This window comes from Kitasatospora sp. NPDC001603, from assembly GCF_040298365.1.
Classification (GTDB): domain Bacteria; phylum Actinomycetota; class Actinomycetes; order Streptomycetales; family Streptomycetaceae; genus Kitasatospora.
Genome location: NZ_JBEPAA010000031.1, coordinates 77,778 through 94,734, shown reverse-complemented (window position 1 = coordinate 94,734; position 16,957 = coordinate 77,778). Strand labels below are relative to the sequence as shown.

General features: G+C 69.3%; 12 protein-coding genes. 5 read left to right on the top strand and 7 right to left on the bottom strand.

The window, feature by feature from the left end:
* Nucleotides 1-91: 91 nt before the first annotated feature.
* The 5 genes from ABT263_RS20620 to ABT263_RS20600 all read right to left on the bottom strand — a co-directional run bounded on the left by ABT263_RS20620 (nucleotide 92) and on the right by ABT263_RS20600 (nucleotide 5,835).
* Nucleotides 92-2,002, bottom strand: coding sequence for a hypothetical protein (locus tag ABT263_RS20620; protein WP_352291946.1), 1,911 nt, complete (start codon nucleotides 2,000-2,002; stop codon nucleotides 92-94).
* Between the two features lie 372 nt (nucleotides 2,003-2,374).
* Complete coding sequence (locus tag ABT263_RS20615; RefSeq protein ID WP_352291944.1) at nucleotides 2,375-3,976, bottom strand: restriction endonuclease; 1,602 nt, start codon at nucleotides 3,974-3,976, stop codon at nucleotides 2,375-2,377.
* 230 nt (nucleotides 3,977-4,206) lie between these two features.
* On the bottom strand, nucleotides 4,207-4,902 hold the full coding sequence (locus tag ABT263_RS20610) for a restriction endonuclease (protein ID WP_352291942.1): 696 nt from the start codon (nucleotides 4,900-4,902) through the stop codon (nucleotides 4,207-4,209).
* Nucleotides 4,892-5,629 (bottom strand): restriction endonuclease, encoded by a 738-nt coding sequence (locus ABT263_RS20605; protein WP_352291940.1) that lies wholly within the window; start codon nucleotides 5,627-5,629, stop codon nucleotides 4,892-4,894. The genes ABT263_RS20610 and ABT263_RS20605 overlap by 11 nt, the downstream gene beginning before the upstream one ends.
* Entirely contained in the window at nucleotides 5,629-5,835 is a 207-nt protein-coding gene (locus ABT263_RS20600; protein WP_352291938.1) for a hypothetical protein, read from the bottom strand. Before ABT263_RS20600 ends, ABT263_RS20605 begins: the two co-directional genes overlap by 1 nt.
* Before the next feature lie 516 nt (nucleotides 5,836-6,351).
* On the opposite strand from ABT263_RS20600, the gene ABT263_RS20595 reads away from it, so the two are divergent.
* From ABT263_RS20595 to ABT263_RS20580, 4 genes are all read left to right on the top strand, one after another.
* Nucleotides 6,352-7,170 (top strand): restriction endonuclease, encoded by an 819-nt coding sequence (locus tag ABT263_RS20595; RefSeq protein ID WP_352291936.1) that lies wholly within the window; start codon nucleotides 6,352-6,354, stop codon nucleotides 7,168-7,170.
* 196 nt (nucleotides 7,171-7,366) lie between these two features.
* The gene (locus ABT263_RS20590; protein WP_352291934.1) at nucleotides 7,367-8,626 is read left to right on the top strand and encodes an AAA family ATPase; all 1,260 of its coding nucleotides are present in this window, start codon (nucleotides 7,367-7,369) and stop codon (nucleotides 8,624-8,626) included.
* A 167-nt stretch (nucleotides 8,627-8,793) separates the two neighbouring features.
* Nucleotides 8,794-9,366: an HNH endonuclease gene (locus tag ABT263_RS20585; RefSeq protein WP_352291932.1), complete on the top strand. Its 573-nt coding sequence runs from the start codon at nucleotides 8,794-8,796 to the stop codon at nucleotides 9,364-9,366.
* 181 nt (nucleotides 9,367-9,547) lie between these two features.
* Complete coding sequence (locus ABT263_RS20580; protein ID WP_352291930.1) at nucleotides 9,548-10,969, top strand: hypothetical protein; 1,422 nt, start codon at nucleotides 9,548-9,550, stop codon at nucleotides 10,967-10,969.
* A gap of 288 nt (nucleotides 10,970-11,257) precedes the next feature.
* Here ABT263_RS20580 and ABT263_RS20575 read toward each other — a convergent pair whose 3' ends face one another.
* Both ABT263_RS20575 and ABT263_RS20570 read right to left on the bottom strand, forming a co-directional pair.
* Entirely contained in the window at nucleotides 11,258-12,301 is a 1,044-nt protein-coding gene (locus ABT263_RS20575; RefSeq protein WP_352291928.1) for a UvrD-helicase domain-containing protein, read from the bottom strand.
* On the bottom strand, nucleotides 12,285-13,883 hold the full coding sequence (locus ABT263_RS20570) for an ATP-dependent nuclease (protein ID WP_352291926.1): 1,599 nt from the start codon (nucleotides 13,881-13,883) through the stop codon (nucleotides 12,285-12,287). The genes ABT263_RS20575 and ABT263_RS20570 overlap by 17 nt, the downstream gene beginning before the upstream one ends.
* 680 nt (nucleotides 13,884-14,563) lie before the next feature.
* Here ABT263_RS20570 and ABT263_RS20565 point away from each other — a divergent pair.
* A complete protein-coding gene (locus ABT263_RS20565; protein WP_352291924.1) occupies nucleotides 14,564-16,648 on the top strand; it encodes a hypothetical protein in 2,085 nt (694 codons plus the stop codon).
* The last annotated feature ends 309 nt before the right edge of the window (nucleotides 16,649-16,957 follow it).

Sequence of the window (16,957 nt, the reverse complement as noted above, 5' to 3'; positions counted from 1 at the left end):
CCATGTCCTGTCCGTTCCGGCCGGCCAGAGCCCTCAGCCGGGCCCCGGCCAGCCTCCCAGATCACGGGCTTACACGAACTTTCTGACACGCTCAGGCGTTGGGGCCGGAGTTGCTGATCGGGCTGTCGGCGAATCGCTGCCAGGCCTGGGGGGCGTCGCCGAGCGCTGATTCCACCAGGGTGATCACGGTGGGGTGCGTGCTGTTGTAGTGGTGTCCGCGTGCTTTGAGAGCTGTCCATGCGGGCAGGGCGAGGATGGTCTCGCTGGGGCAGTCGGGTAGGGCGAGGATCTCCCGGGCCCACGCTTCGCGGTTGCTGGGGCCGCCGCCAAGCCTGCGGCGAAGCTCACGGGTGAGCCTATGGACGCTGTGGTGTGGATCGGAGTGGCGGGCGAGGACCGAGGCGAATGGCGGATCACTGCGGTGGCCGTGCCAGGCGAAGGACAGCAGTGCCTTCTCCACGAGTGCGTCGTGACCGGTGTGCCGGTCCAGGTACGCGTTGAGCACCTCCGCGGTGACGGTGGACAGGCTCCGGACCGTCACTTCTTCGGGGTTGCCGAGGGCCGTGCGACGGGTCGCGGGCGGCTGAGGGGCGGGGTCGGCGACGATCCGCGTGATCGCGTCCAAGAGTTCGTCGAACTGCCGCCGGTCCTGCTGGGACTTGTAGTCGTACGACTGGGGACCGGACCGGCCGCGGCGGGCGTCGCGGATCACCAGTCGAACGGTGGCTTCGACGGCCGGTGTGAGCTCGGGCAGGTGGACCAGCATGTCGCGGATCCAGCGTAGGTCGGAAGCTGTGCTGATTCCGTAGAGGTCCTTCGGCTTCCAGGTCCGGAGGGCCTGCACGGCCGTTTCGGCGAAGCGCCGCCCCAAGTCGGCGAGTTCATCCGAATGGCTTCGCCAGGTGTGGGGATCGCCGTAGGCGGGTTTGGCCTCGGCGGGGTTCAGGACGAGGCGCCACTGTCCGTCGGCCGCGTGGCTCACCCAGGAGACGGCGGAATCGATGCCCCAGGTGGTGTCGAAGCCGTCGTCCCGTAGGTACAGGAACTCGATGTCCCTTCGATCAATCTCGTCCAGGGCGGAGAGCTCGGCGGCGAAGCGTTGCCGGGCCTCCTCCTTCGAGGAACCGTCCTGGAGGAAGCCGCAGATCCGGGTCGTGAGCATGGCGGTGTCGAACCTGGAGAGGTCATCCAGTGCGATCTGCCTGAGGAGTTTCGGCTCGACCGTCCACGGCACGCTGCCGAGCAGTTGGTTGCGGATGACCCGGTTCGCCGTGGTGCCGGCGGTCCTGTCGATGAGCTGGGAGTGCCGGTCGGAGTGCCGTTCGAGTACGGCCGACCACATGCGGCCCCACGCGTCGACCGCTGCCCTGATCCGGTCTGACCAGGCGCCGGAATCCTCGTCCTCCAGACGCGTGCGGTCGAGGCCGTCGGGCAGGAGGGCGACGGCGGCTTCGAACACGGTGTCGTGGAGGCGTCCCGTACGCAGAACCACCTGTGCGGGCGTTGGCTCCTTGAGCAGTTCGGGCGTCATGTGCGCTGGTTGCGGTACCCGCCTGCGCAGTTCGTCGGCGACGGCCGCGCAGAGGTCGGCCGGCCGGTCGGCGATGCCGAGGGAGCCGAGCCGGCGGTCGGAGCAGCGGCGCAACGCGTCGGCCCGCAGAGCCGGATCGCAGTCGGGGTGGATGAGCGCGAGGACCACCAGCGACGTTGACCCGGTGAGGTACTCGTACTCGCTCTCGCTCTGCCGCAGCCCGTTCGCCACCGCGGCCTCCAGCAGCCAGGCGGGTGCCGAATCCCGGTAGGGCCTGGCAAGCAGCGCCGCGAGGAGCGGCCCGCCCTGCTGGCTGTCGGCCACGCCACGGGCCTGTTCGGCTGCCATCTGGGCCGCCGCAGACCCGAAATCGGCACCGGCCGCGACAGAGGTCAGGAACTCCACAGGCAGCCGGGTTTCGTCGGTGGCCATTCCTTGCTTCCCTCTCCCAGGTGACTCGTCAGAGCCCATCCTGCTCCATCGGTCGGACAATCTGGGGGCGAACGACTCCGAGAGCGGCGCATCGGCCCCGTGGAGGACAACTCCTGGGCGCCTCCGGCGCGGTGTTGGGCAGGACCATGGCCGGACCATGGAGCTGGCAGACGGCCTGTGCGCAGCTGCTGGACGTCCCGGCAGGCTCCACGCCGGCGGCGTCGGCAGCGAGGTCACCCCTGAGGAGCCGGACTTCGGTTCCTGGCCGGAGGTGACGCCGCATACAGCCGCACCTACGGCACAGGCGCTGTCCGGGCGTGATCGAATACATCCTCGTCCCGGCTGCGCGCGAGTCAACCCGCGAACTCCCGCCCCGCCGAGCGCCCGCCTGGAGTGGAGCGAACAGCGCTTCTAGGAACGACGCTTGGGGGGAACCGGACCGGGGATGACTTCGAGATTCAGATGCTCCTTGAAGAGGTGGACCAGGTTGGCTCCGTCGAGGAGCTCGAGTCGGCCGTGGTCCTGGGCGAATGCCTGGCTGGCTCTGCCGAACCACGAGGTGGTGACCAGGATGCCCTTCGCCGCCCGCTTGTGCTCGACGACGCCCGCCAGGGCTGAGACGGTCTCGAAGGGCACCACGTTGCGGCTGCGCTTCGCCTGGATGACGCACAGCCCCTTCATCACCGGGTCGGTGTTCATCACGACGGCGTCGACCCCCTCGTCCTTGGACGGCTGCGTGTTCCACCCTTCCATGCCGATGGCTTCGAAGAGCTGGCGGACCAGGTGCTCGAACTCGAGAGGCGAAAGGTCGATCAGTACCGGTCGGCTGTCAAGGCCGGAAACCACGTCCATGCTGTCCATCAGCCTGAACTTCGACAGGTCGAACGTCACCAGCGGGCGCACCGGTTCCAGCTCGTAGGGGTTCGGGGAGACGAGCGCCCGGAGCCGCTGGAGACACAGTCGGGGTTCCACCTTGGTCAGAACGAGGGCCTCGAACTTCTCCCTGCTCGCCTGCAGGGTGATCAGGCACGGATGGACACCGCGTCCCGTGGCGCGGTCGATGGTGTCGACATGGCAGTTGAGGGCGATGGACCGGATGACCCGGTCCGGGTCGGAGGCGAAGACCTCGTGAAGAGTGCGAAGCGCGCTCTGGGCGAGCACCGATGCGTACAGCTCCTTACGCTCCTTCTCGGGCCGCGGCACAGGAACGATCTCGTCCCGCGTCTTCACGTACTTGAAGGCGCGGGCCGGCGGCACCACGTCCTCCAGCGGCAGGTCCAACTGCACCAGGAGATCACCGGTGTCGGCCTGGTAGGACACCTGGTGCCGCTTCGGGAAGTCGTGGGGATAGACAGACGCGGCCAGCACCTGGTCGACGAACCATTCCACGGCCTCGACGTCTCCGGCCCCGTACGCCGCTTCCCGCTCGGCCAGGGCGGCGTTGAACGCGTGGACCCGATCGGCGGCTTCTCGGACCTTCGAGTCGTGCGCGGCCCGGCGCTCCGCGAGCTTGGCTACCCGCTTCTCGTCTCCTCGGGCGTGCTCGCTCAGCGCTTCCTCGAAACGCCGCCGGGCCTCCTCGACCGCTGCCTCGTGACGCGTGCTGGCGAAACCCAGCGAGGCCAGCAGGCCACGCCGAGCGGGCGGTTCGAAGTCCTCCCACCGCGGTGCCGGCGCCGCACGGTCCAACCTGCCGGCCACGAACACAGCAGGCGTGAACTGCTGGCGAAGCGCGCTGAACGACAATGGAGCCGCCTGCTGGACCGACCGGGCGAGAAGCGTTCGCAGCTTCTCGGCATCGTCCTCCGCCACGCTCGTCAGGTCCACCGCCTCCTGCGCCCGCGCCACTGCGTAGGCGGCACGCTGCTCCCGCTCAGCCTGCTTGGCACGGGTCTCCGCGGCCTTCCGCTCACGCTCCGCCTGCTGCTGGAGCCTGCGCTGCTCGGCCTCGGCCCGCCGTGCCTGCGCCGCATAGTCCGGCTGCCGCCTCGGACGCGCCGCCCCTCCCGCCACTGGCCCTCCTCGTGCTCATAGCTCGTGTGCCACTACCACCTTGCCCTAACCGACCCGGCGCCATACGGCAAAGTCGACTACACGGTGATCCAACGACCGGTCGTCCGGGTGCCGGCTGATCCGCCGTACTGGGTCGTCCCGTGCCCGTGATGATGTGCTCAGCCTCGGCTTGCGCGGCTTCAGCGGGGGGCGAGGGCATGTCTCCTCGCCGACAGGGCGCCGGCGGGTGCTCAGGCGGCGGCGCGGTCCGCTTCGTCGTCGATAGCGTCGTAGAGGTAGGTGCCCTGGGCCCAGTCGTGGAGGATCTGCCGGTTGACGAGGATGAGGTCGTGGCGGGCGGCGAAGGCGCGGGCGTCCCGGGTGAAGCCGTTGAGTGCGATCATGACGGGTACGTCGGCGTGGTGTTCGGGGCGGGCGGTGCCGTTGAAGGTCTGGACGTCCCGGGAGCCGACGGGTTTGGCGTAGTGCTTGCACTGCACGACCACCTTGCGGCCGAGGTGGTCCCAGGCGATGACGTCCGCGCCGAGGTCGCCGGCGCGGCCCGAGTGCTGGACTCCGGTGAAGCCGTCGCGGACGAGCAGGGCGGCGCATGCCCGCTCGAACTCCGTGGCCTCCAGCGCGTCCAGATATTGCATCCCGTACGTCAGGACGGCCGGGGCCTCGTCGTCGAAGTCGTCGTCCAGGTACCGTACGTACCTGCGCGGGGCGAGGAAGCGGGCCGCGAGCAGGGCGGGAACCAGCACGAGCGGGGCGGCGATCAGGGCCGACCACCAGGGGTGATCGGTGATCCAGCCCCAGACGTCGACGCTGAGCCAGCGCCAGAAGGAGGTGCTCAGCCACTGCCAGACCACCTTGGCGACGGCGATGGCGAGTACCGCCCAGGCGATGGCCTTCAGCAGCGGATCGAAGGTGCCGTCATGGCGCACTGTGCGGCCTCTCCTGTGCCTCGGGGTGCCAGCGTCGGAACGGCCGGGCTACGGGGCCTGCTCCCCGCCGGGGCCTTCGGGCCGCCAGGTGCAGCAGTTCATGGAGGGCGACGCCGTGCTCGGCCCACAGACGCAGCCTCTCGCGGTCGACCCAGCGCACCTGGTGCTTGTCGCCCCAGGACTTGGCGTCACGGGTGACGGAGCCGTTGGTCACCACGACGGCGATGTCGGCACCGTGGACGGGGCCGGCGGTGCCCTTGACCTGGTACATCACCGGGGAGCCGACCTTTCCGCCGACCGTGGTGTGCTTCGCCTGCAGCACGATCCGGCCCAGCGCCGGATGCTGACCGATCACGTCGGCGGCCTGGTCGCCCTGCCGGCCGACCCTCCGCGCCGTCCAGCCGTCGCGGACCAGCAGGTCCCGCAAAGCGAACTCGAACTCCTGGTCGTCCAGCGCGTCGATGCCGCTCAGGCTGAGCCGCAGACCGGCCAGTCGCGCCGCGCGGGCCCTATCGGCGGTGCCGCGCCGCACCCGGCGCACTGCCATGCCGACGAGGGCCGCGGCGGCGAGAGCGGCGAGGACGGGCCAGTGCTCGGCGGCGGCCCGGGCGCCGGCGGTCGTGGCTCGGGCGAGCAGGGTGGCCACCGCGAGGGCGGTGACACCGGCCGCGATGTGCTCGGTGGATCCCCGGGGCCGACGCAGCCACCGGCGTCGCCTGCGCGCCATCACGGCGCCGCCGGTGCGGAGGCGGCCGTCGGGGCCGGATTGTTCGGCGTGACCGTGCCGGTGTCGCCGAAGCCGATGAAATGGCTCCACAACCACACCAGCGCGCAGACGCCGATGATCGACCAGCCGCTCGTCTTCTTCGCGCTCGGCCGCGGGTTGCGGCGGATGTGGCTGCGGACCGTGTGGTATCCATCGGGCACCGGCACCGGGCAACTCCTCTTCCGTCGGCGGGCCGCGCCCTTCGCGGCCCGTTCCGCCCTCTGATGTAGCAGCGCCCTCCGACACGAACTGACGGAAAGTCGGCAATCGATCACAGGGCGCGAAGGGTTTCGGGCACAGGCCTCGTGCCGATGCCGGCGTCCCGGCAGGGCCGGCCGACGGCCTCGGCCCAGGTCGCCGAAGCGCCCGGCACAGCGGTGCCTGTGAGGAACGAAGCATCCGCAGCTAAGGCCTGCCCCCGCGAACCGTCTGTCAGCTGGACGAATGCCCGGCCGGCGCGGCGCGGTGGCGTCCTCGATGGCATCTGGCGAAAACCGGCAGCGTACGCCGGGGGCGCACGAGTCGGGCGTTCGCGCCGTAGGCCCGTCAGCGGCGGCACGTCGTCCACCGGCCCGTCGAAGCCGTGAACAGGCCGCCCGATTGCGGAGATTCATCAGAAGCGTGAACCGGGACCGCAGCTGGGCCCTAACCTCTCGTCGGACGGGAAGGAAACGGTGACAGGTATGACCTCCGGCGACGAACGCCCGCGGCGGCAGGACAGCACGGGTCCGGACGGCGACAGCGGTCCCGCGTTCCTGACGGGCTTCCTCGCACTCGGCATCATCGTGCAGACCGCAGCCTGGCTGTGGGGCCATCCGCTGGCCGCCACCGCGGCACTCGGCGCCGCCGCCGCAGTGCTCGTCGCCCTGCGTGCGGCACGTCGACGCACCGCCCTCGGCCCACCGGTGCGTCGATTCCTGAGACCGCTGTGGGCCCTGGTCCGAACCGGCGTCGCCACGCGATTCACGCTCGCCCGTACCAGAGCCGCGGCGTCCGTCACCGGCCGCATCGAGCAGTGGGCCCAGCGGCCGGTGCGCCACGAGAGGCCGACGGAACCCGACGCGTCCTACACGCGGCGCTCCCTCGACCACACCCTGGAGGCGTTCCAGGCCGCCACACCGACCCGGTTCGAGGAGATGTGCCGCGAACTGCTGGAACGCGACGGGTTCATCGACGCCGTACGGGTCGGCGGTGCCGGGGACCTCGGTGCCGATGTCGTCGCCGTGGACGGTCTGGGGCGACGGGTGGTGCTGCAGTGCAAGCGACACTCGGCCCCGCTGGGGTCGGAGGCCGTCCAGAGGTTCAACGGGACCGCAAGACCCGTCCACGGCGCCGCGGTCCCGGTCGTCGTGGCGCTCAACGGCTTCACCGAACCCGCTGCCGCCTTCGCCACCCAGCAGCGCCTCCACCTCGTCGACCGTGAACGCCTCGCCCGCTGGGGCGCCGGCCAGCACCTCTACCAGGTCCTCGACATCGATCACGGGCCGGGGCGGCACACCTGACAGCCGACACCGACAAGGAAGACGCCCGCACGGATAGAGTCGACGCAGCGGCCCAGGACCGGGACGTGCAACGGAGGAAACGGGCTGGAGGACGGGGCATGTACCTCAAGAATGTGCGGGTGCGGAACGTACGCGGCTTCCGCGGCGCCCGTGAGGTGGACCTCGACCTGACCCGGCCCGACGGCTCCTATGCCGGATGGACGGTGCTGGCCGGCTGCAACGGCTCGGGAAGTCGACCCTGCTGCGCGCCGTCGCGCTGGCGGTCAGCGGTCCGAGCGCGGCGCGCGGGCTGGTGACCGGCTTCGACTCGTGGATCAGCGACGAGAGGTCGGAGGCGTTCGCGGAGGTCTGCCTGCAGCCTGATGCGGCGGAGGACAGATTCACCACGGGCAAGCGTCCGGCCGACGTGTTCTGGGCGGGCCTGCAGTGGACCGCGCCGGACGCCGCCGTCGCCACCGGTCGGCATGCCCAGCCTGCCCTGAGCACGGTGGAGTACAGGAAGGCGCCGACCGCTGCCCAGCGAGGGCCGTGGGCGGACAACCCGGTGGGCTGGTTCTGCGCGGGCTACGGTCCGTTCCGCCGGCTCGTCGGTGGTTCGGGGGAGGTCCAGCGGCGCATGGCCGGGGCGGGTGCCGTGGCCCGGCTGACCAGCCTCTTCCACGAGGACGCCTCGCTGGCCGAGGGTGTCAGCTGGCTCATCGAGCAGCACCTGCGGTCCCTGGAGAACCGCCCCGGGGCGGCGGAGCTGAAGCTCGTCGCGCTGGAGATCCTCGGTGACGAGCTCCTGCCCGACGACTACACCATCGGGAACGTGGACTCCGACGGCCTGTGGGTCGCGCACGGCGGCCGCTCCTTCCCCCTGCGGGAGATGAGCGACGGATACCGAACAGTGGCCGCGCTCGTGGTCGACATCCTCAAGCAGCTCCACGACACCTACGGCGCCCTGCGCGTCGATCGCGACAGCGGCCATCCCGTCGTGACCGTCCCCGATGTCGTGATCATCGACGAGATCGACGCGCACCTGCACGTGTCCTGGCAGAAGCGCATCGGGGGCTGGCTCAAGCAGCACTTCCCGCTGGTGCAGTTCCTCGTCACCACCCACAGCCCGTACATCTGCCAGGCCGCCGACCCCGCCGGGCTGATCCGGCTGCCCGGGCCGGACGTCGACGAGGCCCCGGAGGTCGTCGGGACGGACCTGTACGACCGGGTGGTGTTCGGCAGCGGCGACGACGCGGTGCTGTCCGAGCTCTTCGGCCTCGACACCCCGTACTCGCAGCGCGCGGACGAAGCCCGCGCACTCCTGGTCGCACTGGAGATGAAGATCGTGGCCGGCGGGGCGAGCGAGGAGGAGCGGGAACGCTACCGACAGCTGAAGCGCACCCTGACCAGCTCGCCGTCCGCCCGTGTCGACGAGGTCGCCGCCCACCTGCACGCCCTGACCGGGCACGTCGCGTGATCCGGATCCACCGGCTCCCCCTGACGGAGCCGCCGCGCTCCCGCATGGCCGAATGTACCTGCGAGATCGAGCTCGCCGAGAAACCCGCGACGCGGGCGCGAGAGCTCTGGAAGCACACCACGGTGCGACGGAACGTGCACACGCCGCTTCGGGACCTCCTCGCGGACATGGCGGCCGGACGAGAGCGGTGCATGTACTGCGGGGACAACCAGGGCACCGACATCGACCACTTCGAGCCGATCGACCGGCACCCGATGCGCGCCTTCGACTGGACCAACCACGTCCTCGCCTGCTCGCTGTGCAACAGCCATCTGAAGGGCGCCGCCTTCCCCCTCGACGACGGCGGGAAGCTGCTGCTCATCGACCCCACGGCCGAGGACCCGACACCGCACCTGCGCCTGGTCCTGGCGGTCGGCCAGTACCACCCGCTCACCCCCAGGGGCGAGGCCACCGTCAAGCTGTTCGACCTCAACCGCGGCCTGCTGGCCAAGGGCCGGGTGAACGCATTCCACGTCACCAAGGCCTGCGTCGCCCAGTGGGCCGACGCCACCGCCAAGGGCGACCACGACGACGCCGCCCGCTGGGCCGCGGTCGTCAACGAACAGCCGATGGCCGACGTCGTCCAGGCCATGCTGCACCAGGCCCTCGACCCCGCAGCCGAGATCCTCTTCGACGACGACCCCCAACTCCTCACCCACCTCCGCGAACCCGGGCTCCGGACGGCCCTGCTCATCGGGTAGGACATCGTGGGTGGCGACCCGGTCGGCCGTGCGTTGCCCGAAGGTAGGTGGGAGATCCCCGGCTACACCTGCCGACGCACATCAGTGGCAGCACGAAGCTGACGCCGGCGAATTCAGCAGTGCTCGCGTACGCCCCTGGCACGCGCCCCGAACGTGCGGCTTAAGGTGCGGCATCTGCGCTGTGGGACTGGAGAGTTGGGGGAACGCCATGGAGGGCAACGAGCCGAAGAACGTGCGCGAGGTGCTTCAGCAGCTCGCTCAGCCGTCGAACGTCGCGGTCCACTCCAGCGACAAGCTGCTGGGCGAGGTCGAAGCCGTCGCCACGAAGGACGATGAGGAACGGGAGCAGCACGAACTCGACGCGCTGCGGCGCAAGCCGGGCCTGGGAGCCGTTCCGGCCAGGGAACTCGGTAGTGTCCAGCTGACGCCCTGGGACGTGCTGCACACCCTCGGGCGCGCGACCGCACTCGCGCGGCGCGGTGCCGGGCGGGGGCTCGCGGAGCACTGGGGCTGCCTCAAGTACAGCCAGGCGCTGGAGGGGACCCTCGGAACCTTCATGGCACTGTCGGCCGAGGGCCGCGACACGGCGGACTACTACAAGGCACTGCAGTCCGACGAACTCGGCGTCGGGTTCGCGCTGGTCGTGGCCAAGCACGTGCTGGCCAGGCGCTATCCGGACCACAGCGTGTCGATCGTCCCCGCAGACGCCGCCCTGCGAGCCGGCTTCGCCGTGACCGGCCGGGACAGCGGCGTCTCCGTCGGCTACCGCTACCGCCCCCAGTACCTCGCGGAGGTGTGGAAGCCGGGCCGGCCTTCGCGGGTCTTTCCGATCGCCTGCAAGGGCAACCACAGCGGCGCCTCCGCCTCCCACACCCAACTCGCCTCGGCCGCAGTCCACGCCGAAGCCGTGCACATCGGCGGATGGACGGACACCCCGGCCCTGATCTTCAGCACCGAACTTCCCGTCGACGGGCCGCTGACCGTCCACCTGCTGCACGCGCGCGGCAACGGCGGCACACTCACCCACCCGGCCGGCAAAGCCCGCGATCTGGACCTGGAGCTTGACCAGGACAACATCTTCCCCGGGATCCTGCCGCCCGCACAGGACGGCCAGACCCCTGAACCCGTCCCGGGCTTCCACATCGAAGCGGACCAGTTCGCCTGGTTCCAGCACGCCCTCGCCCGCACCGGCGCGGCGGGCCTGACGGCCTTCGCTGGCGACGCGGAAGCAACCGTCCCCTACCTGACCGGCCGGCAGGGCCGCAAGCGGCACGAGGGCATCTCGCACGCCGCGATCGGAAGCGTCCAGGACGCGGACCACGAACTCCTCGGTATCCCGTTCGTCGGCACCGATCACGTCCTGCGCCTCAACCGCACCCGGGTGGAGGCCTTCTCGGGCGTGGCCGAGGACCTCTTCGAGCACCTCGTCGAGCGCCGTCTCACCCACTACCGCGAGGAGGCCCACGCCCGCCGAGCCTCGTGGCCTACCGCCACCTGGGACGACGACTGGGACGGCCCCGTCTCCATCCACCCGGACGGATCCGTCCTCGCCCTACGTGTGCTCCCGGAACGGGACTGCCGGCGGTGCAGCGGACCTGCCTGATCCGAGCCCCTGCTTTTCGGAACCGCGCGGGCCTGTCGAGGCGGAGGCCCGCGCGGCGGGCGCCGCTCCCAGGCCCGATACCGTTTGTAGGCGTGTTAACTTCTCGGATCATGAAGGCGGAACCGGGCTGATGGTCGCGGTCCTGAGCGCGACGGGATCTCCTTGGAGGCCCGCTCAGCCGGGTAGCCGACGGCGGCGAGTTCGCCGGCCACCTCCATGTGGGGGCGGGTGAGGCGCGCTCGAAGGTGCTGCGGAGACGCAGGGCGCGACAATGCCGGTTGCCTGGCCCTACAGCCAGGGCACCACGAAGGCGACACTATGTTTCGCCCGGGTGACCGCCACGTACAGCTTCTCGCGGCTGCCGGCTTCAGCAGGGTTGCGAGTCCGCAAGTATTTGATCATGGGCTTGGTGGGGAAGAGCAGGATGCGTTCGAAGGTGCTTCCCTTCGACAACCCGATGTTCATCGCGGCCAGCCCGAGCGTGTCGGCGCGCTTGTCGTAGCGCAGCACCGTCGGTGAGTACCGGCGGGCATACTCGTGTACTTCGTGGGGCTTGATCTCGAAGACCCCGTCGTGGCCGGTGGTCTCGGTGTTCTTTGAGACCGTCGGTTCGAGCTCGGGGAACAGGCCGTCGGCGAAGTCGCAGATCAGCTGGTTGCAGCGGTAGCTCTCGGAGCGTGTCTCCAGGGTGCAGTAGTCGGCCCGTTTCCTCAGCCAGTCGACTATGCCGCCGCCCTTGTACGCCTTGTTCTTGGCCGAGTTGTTGGTCGCGTAGGTGAACTGCCGGGGGTCGCCGACCAGGGTGATGCCGATCGGCGACCGGAACAGCAGGTCCAGTAGTTCGAGGTCGTGGCCGACAAGGTCTTGGACCTCGTCGATGTAGATGTGGTCGAACATGGCCGCGAGGCGTGCGACGACCTTGCCACGGGTGGCGGTGTTCGCTCGGACGGCGAAGTCCGAGAGGCCGTCACGGAACATGTCGTGGTGGCGGTCCATGTAGAACTGCCGCGGTTTGGTTCGCGGTGCGTACCGGGGTCGGGCTGCCACGAAGTCCAGTCCGCGGATCAGTCCCACTTCGTCGAGGACGGCTGCCTGGTAGGGCCGGGCGCACTCGTTGAGTAGGAAGGTGAACCAGCCCATCGCGGTGACGTGGACGGGTAGAGTGCCTGCCGCGGTGCTGAGTCGCTCGGTGATCTGGCCCAGGTTCTCGGTGGTGTACGTCGTCACCAGGACGCGTTTCGTCCGGTCCGCCAGGATGCTGTCCACGATCTGCTGGGTCTTGCGGGATCCGGCGGCCGCGATCACCGCGAGGTTGTCAGGCGACGGCGTCACGGATGTACTCCGGCATGGTGATGGTCTCGCCGTCGAAGACGGCCAGGGCCACCGTCGTCTTCTTGTTCTTCATGTAGTCCAGCAGGTCCTGTGAGCTGCTGAAGGCCGTCCCGAGGACCCGGTTCAGCAGGACGAGATTGTTGGCCTTGAGGAGCTGTGGTTCCAACGTCTTGAAAGCCTCGTCCTCGCCGACACAGACCTTGATGTTCGGCTTGCTCGTGTACGCGGCGTACTTCCCCCGCACGACGGCCGCGTTCTTGCCGTCATTGTCGGTCACCACCGCCACCTGGTTCCCGGGGAGGAGTGCGGCGATGTCCAGGAACCGCTTGAACGACAGGCCGCGGATGTTGATGACGTCGACGCCGTCCTCGATCGGAAGGCAGCCGTGCCGGTCCAGGTAGGCGCGCTGGACCACCAATTCGTCGGAGGGCCCCTCCACCAGGATCGACCGGCGGGCGAGGACCACGCGCAGGGTGTCGTAGCCGGAGAGCTTCCTGAAGTAGTCCCGGGTGTCGGAGGGCAGCTGGTCGAGCCGGAACCCGCCGTCGGCCGTCAGCAGGACCAGGTTGTCCAGGCCGAGCTTGTTCAGGACGAACGAGCTGTGGGTCGTGATGAAGACCTGCTTGCCGGCACACTTGTCGCCGATCTTCTTCACCAGCCTGCCGAGGTTCGGGAAGGACAAGTGGTTCTCCGGCTCCTCGACGAGCAGGATGTGGGCGTCAGTGACCTGCTTGTTGAGTGCGAGCAGGATCTTCAGTGTGCTCTGCTCGCCCTTGCCCACGTACTGGAACGGCAATTCGTCCAGGTGCGGGACCAGGCTGTTCTCCCAACTCGCCCTGTGCGACAGGTCGATGCCGAGAGTCAGCTCCCGATCGCTGACCTCCCGCGGAGCGCCCCGCAGCTCCTCGTTGATCTTGCGGATCGCGTCGTCGTTGGTGAACTCCTGCTGCAGGTTGCGGTACGCCCGGGTGAGGCCGACCCGCTGACCGGCTTCCAGGTTCTGGCTGATGATGCGGTTGAGGTAGTAGTCGACGCCGCTCTGGAGTTGGATGTTCGAAGCATCGATCAAGGACGCGGTGGCCGGCACGCTGCGGAAGGTGATGCCGTTTCCTGAGAACCCCAGCCAGTCCACCCGGTAGTACTCGGTGGGAATCAGCTGCACCTGGCTGGGGTCCTTGATGAACTCCTCGTACTCCGGGGCGAAGTCGGGGTTCAGGTAGGCCCGGATGCGGACCCCGGCATGGTCGGCCTTGCGCAGGTTGTTCGTGCCTCGGAGCGCTGCGGACTCGGGTGTGTCCGCGAGGAAGAGGTCGATGATGATCTCCGGTGGCCGGGCATCGACGGCGCCGTTCCGGAGCGCGTGGAGGTAATCCTTCACTGCCCCCTGGTGGAACAGGAAGGGCGACAGTTCCTGCGAGAAGACCCTGCCTCGGAGTCGACCGGTCAGAGCGAGCCCGATGGCTTCCAGGATCGTTGACTTACCGGCGTCGTTGTCGCCCACGAGGATGTTCACCGTGGGATCGAACCCGAGCTCGAAGCTGCGAAATGCCCGGAAGTTGCGGATCGATATACCGGTAAGCAAGCAGGCACCCCTCGCCCTTGATTGACGCAGGCATGCTCGAAACTCTTGCAGGCCTGCAGAATCGTCCAAGCATGCCGCACCGTCAATCTGCTCGTACTAGTTTCGTTCGGAATTCCTTATCGCCTTTTTGTTCGAGTAACTTATTGGTGCCCCTGTTGGCGCCAGGGCATGGCGACTACCCGGTGGCACAGCCTCGTGCAGAGGCTGGTCCCACAAGGCCGGATCGGGCAGAGCGTAGATCCGTCCATGAGTCTCATCCCGGTCGGCCTGCAGCGGCTGCTCCCGATCCCGATGGGATTGAGGAGCAGCAGGAGGTCGAAGGCGGTCGCCGCTCTACGGCCTACCGAGCCCGTCGATCTCGCGGCGACGAGGAGCAGGAGCCGGACGACGCGCGGCGCTGGATTGGCTTCTCTTCGGAGTGGGCGTGCCGGGGTACCACGGACGCGCTCCGTTGTGGTGCGGTTCGCCCGGAACACGCGCTCGCGGGGCCGGTGTCCGTGCTCCCGGATATGCTCACCGGTCGAGACTGATAGGGGAGTTACGTGCGCGACTCTGTGCTGACTGCTGACGTTCCGCTCGGCCCGTTCGACGGCCACCTCGTCCCTGTCTTCGCGGCGAAAGGCAGAGCCTCCAAGCTGCACGCACACCTGCGATGCCCCCGGCTTCGCGCGGACGGAGCGGTGGCCTCCGAGACGCTGCTGAACGCCGCGACCATCGCCCGTATGTGCTCCGCCTGCGCACATCACGGGGACTGGGACCGTCCGGACAGCGGTGTCGGTCTCTTCCTGCGCGCGCTCGGCGGCTACCGCGGGCTGCTCTCCCAACTGCAGGAGTACACGGAGGCGGATCCGGACGACGAGGTGATGCAGGAGGAAGCAGAAGGCGCCGCGGAGGTTCTGCGCGCCGAACCGGCTTCCGAGGAGGACGAGACCTACGACGAGGACAGCGATGCCCGCGACGACGCGGAGCGCCTCCGGGATCTGGTCCTGTCCAGGTGGCGTGACGCCGCGGACAGCCTTCACCTCGCCGAGAGCGTCGTCGCGAGGTTTCCCTGGCTCGCTGACTGGGCGCGGCCGAAGGTGGCACTGAAGGAGGAGTACCTCCAGGCGCTGCGTGAACGAGCGGGACTGTTCGTCGATGCGGCCGCACTGGTGGAAGCAGCGGCGGCCGCGAGCCTGGAGATGCCAGAACTCCCTGCGGATAACGACGCGTTCAGCGCCATCGGCGACCGCAAGGAGATCGCCGGCCGACTGCGGTCGATGTGGTCCCGCTGGCAGGGTTCAGCGGCGGACGCGTGGGAGCTCCCGGGCGACCACCTGGTCACGTATCACGCCATCGGGGGAATCAATTCACGGCGCAAGGGGTACAGCGAAGCCCGCCGTGCGGCCGACCGGCTGCTGGCTTCCTGGGAGGAGGAGGCACGCCGGGTCGCCCGCCTCTCGGACCTGGGCGTGATGGTGACGCTGACCGCACACTTGCAGGAACCCCGGGGTGAGGAGCCCTACTCGCAGCAGCGTGAGCGGACGCTGCTGGGCGGCCTCAACCACTGGACGATCGGCGTCCTGCTCACCTACCTGACCAGCGCTGACTGGGGCCGGCGCAGGCTCACTTTCCGCGCACCTCAGCTGGTCGTCGACCAACTCCTGGCTCGCACCGCGTTCGTGCGGTGCGAGCCCGAGCCTCCCGGCGCCCCGACGGCTGCCGACGAAGCGGGTCCCCTGGGGCCGGGGGTCTTCGACGACACGCCCGTGCACCAGCGCCGCCCCCTCACCGCGGAGCACCTGCGGCTGCTCGGCACCGCGCCGCGCGCCGAGGACCAGCTGTACACCGTGTTCTCCACCGACGCCGGGACGGAGGTGGTGCCCTTCAAGGAATTGGAGCGGCGGGCGGCCCGCGGCTGGCGAGGTGTCCTGCTCGCCGGCTCCGCCGACCTGCCCGCGGCACTGATCGAGCCCTGGTCCGAGGCGATCGGCCAGCGCCCGGAGGAGCCGTCCGCCGTGTGGCGGGAGCGGATGCGTGAACCCGACGACCTGCTGTTCGGCGAACGGCTCGGTCTCGAAGCCGGTGCCGAGCGCGCCGCCTGGCTGGTCTCCATGGACCGGCCCTGGGTACGGGAGTTCAACCTGCGGCTGCTCGCGATGGCCCGCGGCGTGCCCGACCTGCGCACTCTGTATTCCGGCTACGACCGGGCCGGGCGCTCGCGCAGCCTTCCTCGCGCGGTGTGGCAGGGACTCCTCGCCCACGGCCAGGACTTGGACCTCGAACCGTTCGAAGCACCCGACACCGGCACCTGGAAGCGCAGCGGGAGCGGCATCCCGCTGGGGGTTTTCGCTCAGGTCCAGGTCTACGCGGTCAACGCCGACCCCCGCTACCAGGGCAAGGGGCACTCGCCGTTCTGCTCCCACGTCCGCGAACGCGGTGTCACCGCAGACGACGACCTGCTCACCGTCGCGGACCTGCTCGGCGACACGAAGTTCGACTGGTGCAGCAAATGCGGGGGCTACGCGATCCGCCGCCTGACGGACACCCAGCTCGCCCACTACCGCGCCGCCCACCGGCTCCACGACATCGCACAGCAACTGGACCCCGGCCGCGGCGGATACGCCCCCGGCCGTCTCGGACAGTTGGTGGAACAGCTCCTGGAACTCGAGAAGTGGGACCCCGACGCCGACGACCACTCCTACAGCGAGGACTCCGGCCGGTGGCGCCAGATCGTCCGAGGGCTGCTGCTCCGGGCCCGATCCGCCCAAGCCGGCCAGCCTTGAGCTTGACTCTGTCGGTGATCTTGTTGTGGTCTGCTCAGCCTCTGGCGGACCACAAAGACCTCGGCCGAGGGATCCCGCGCTGGTCCAGGAAGTTCTAGAAGGCAGTCGGCGGCCGGGACGGAGGTGCTTCTTCGGTCGAGGCGTCCGCGTAAGTCGGCCAGCACACTGTGGTGGAAGCCGGGATCGTCCAGCTCCATGGCCAGCGCGTAACGGGCGTGAAGCGACAGCGGGCATCTCGACGACTGCATCGGTTCTTGAACAGAACCGAGCGTGTCCGTTGATCATGCTGCCCCGCCGGGGATCACCAAG

Coding starts and splice junctions, on each gene's coding strand:
- ABT263_RS20620 (WP_352291946.1), bottom strand. CDS start 2,002: ATGGGCTCTGACGAGTCACCTGGGAGAGGGAAGCAAGGAATGGCCACC.
- ABT263_RS20605 (WP_352291940.1), bottom strand. CDS start 5,629: ATGGCGCGCAGGCGACGCCGGTGGCTGCGTCGGCCCCGGGGATCCACC.
- ABT263_RS20595 (WP_352291936.1), top strand. CDS start 6,352: ATGACCTCCGGCGACGAACGCCCGCGGCGGCAGGACAGCACGGGTCCG.
- ABT263_RS20590 (WP_352291934.1), top strand. CDS start 7,367: ATGGACGGTGCTGGCCGGCTGCAACGGCTCGGGAAGTCGACCCTGCTG.
- ABT263_RS20585 (WP_352291932.1), top strand. CDS start 8,794: ATGGCGGCCGGACGAGAGCGGTGCATGTACTGCGGGGACAACCAGGGC.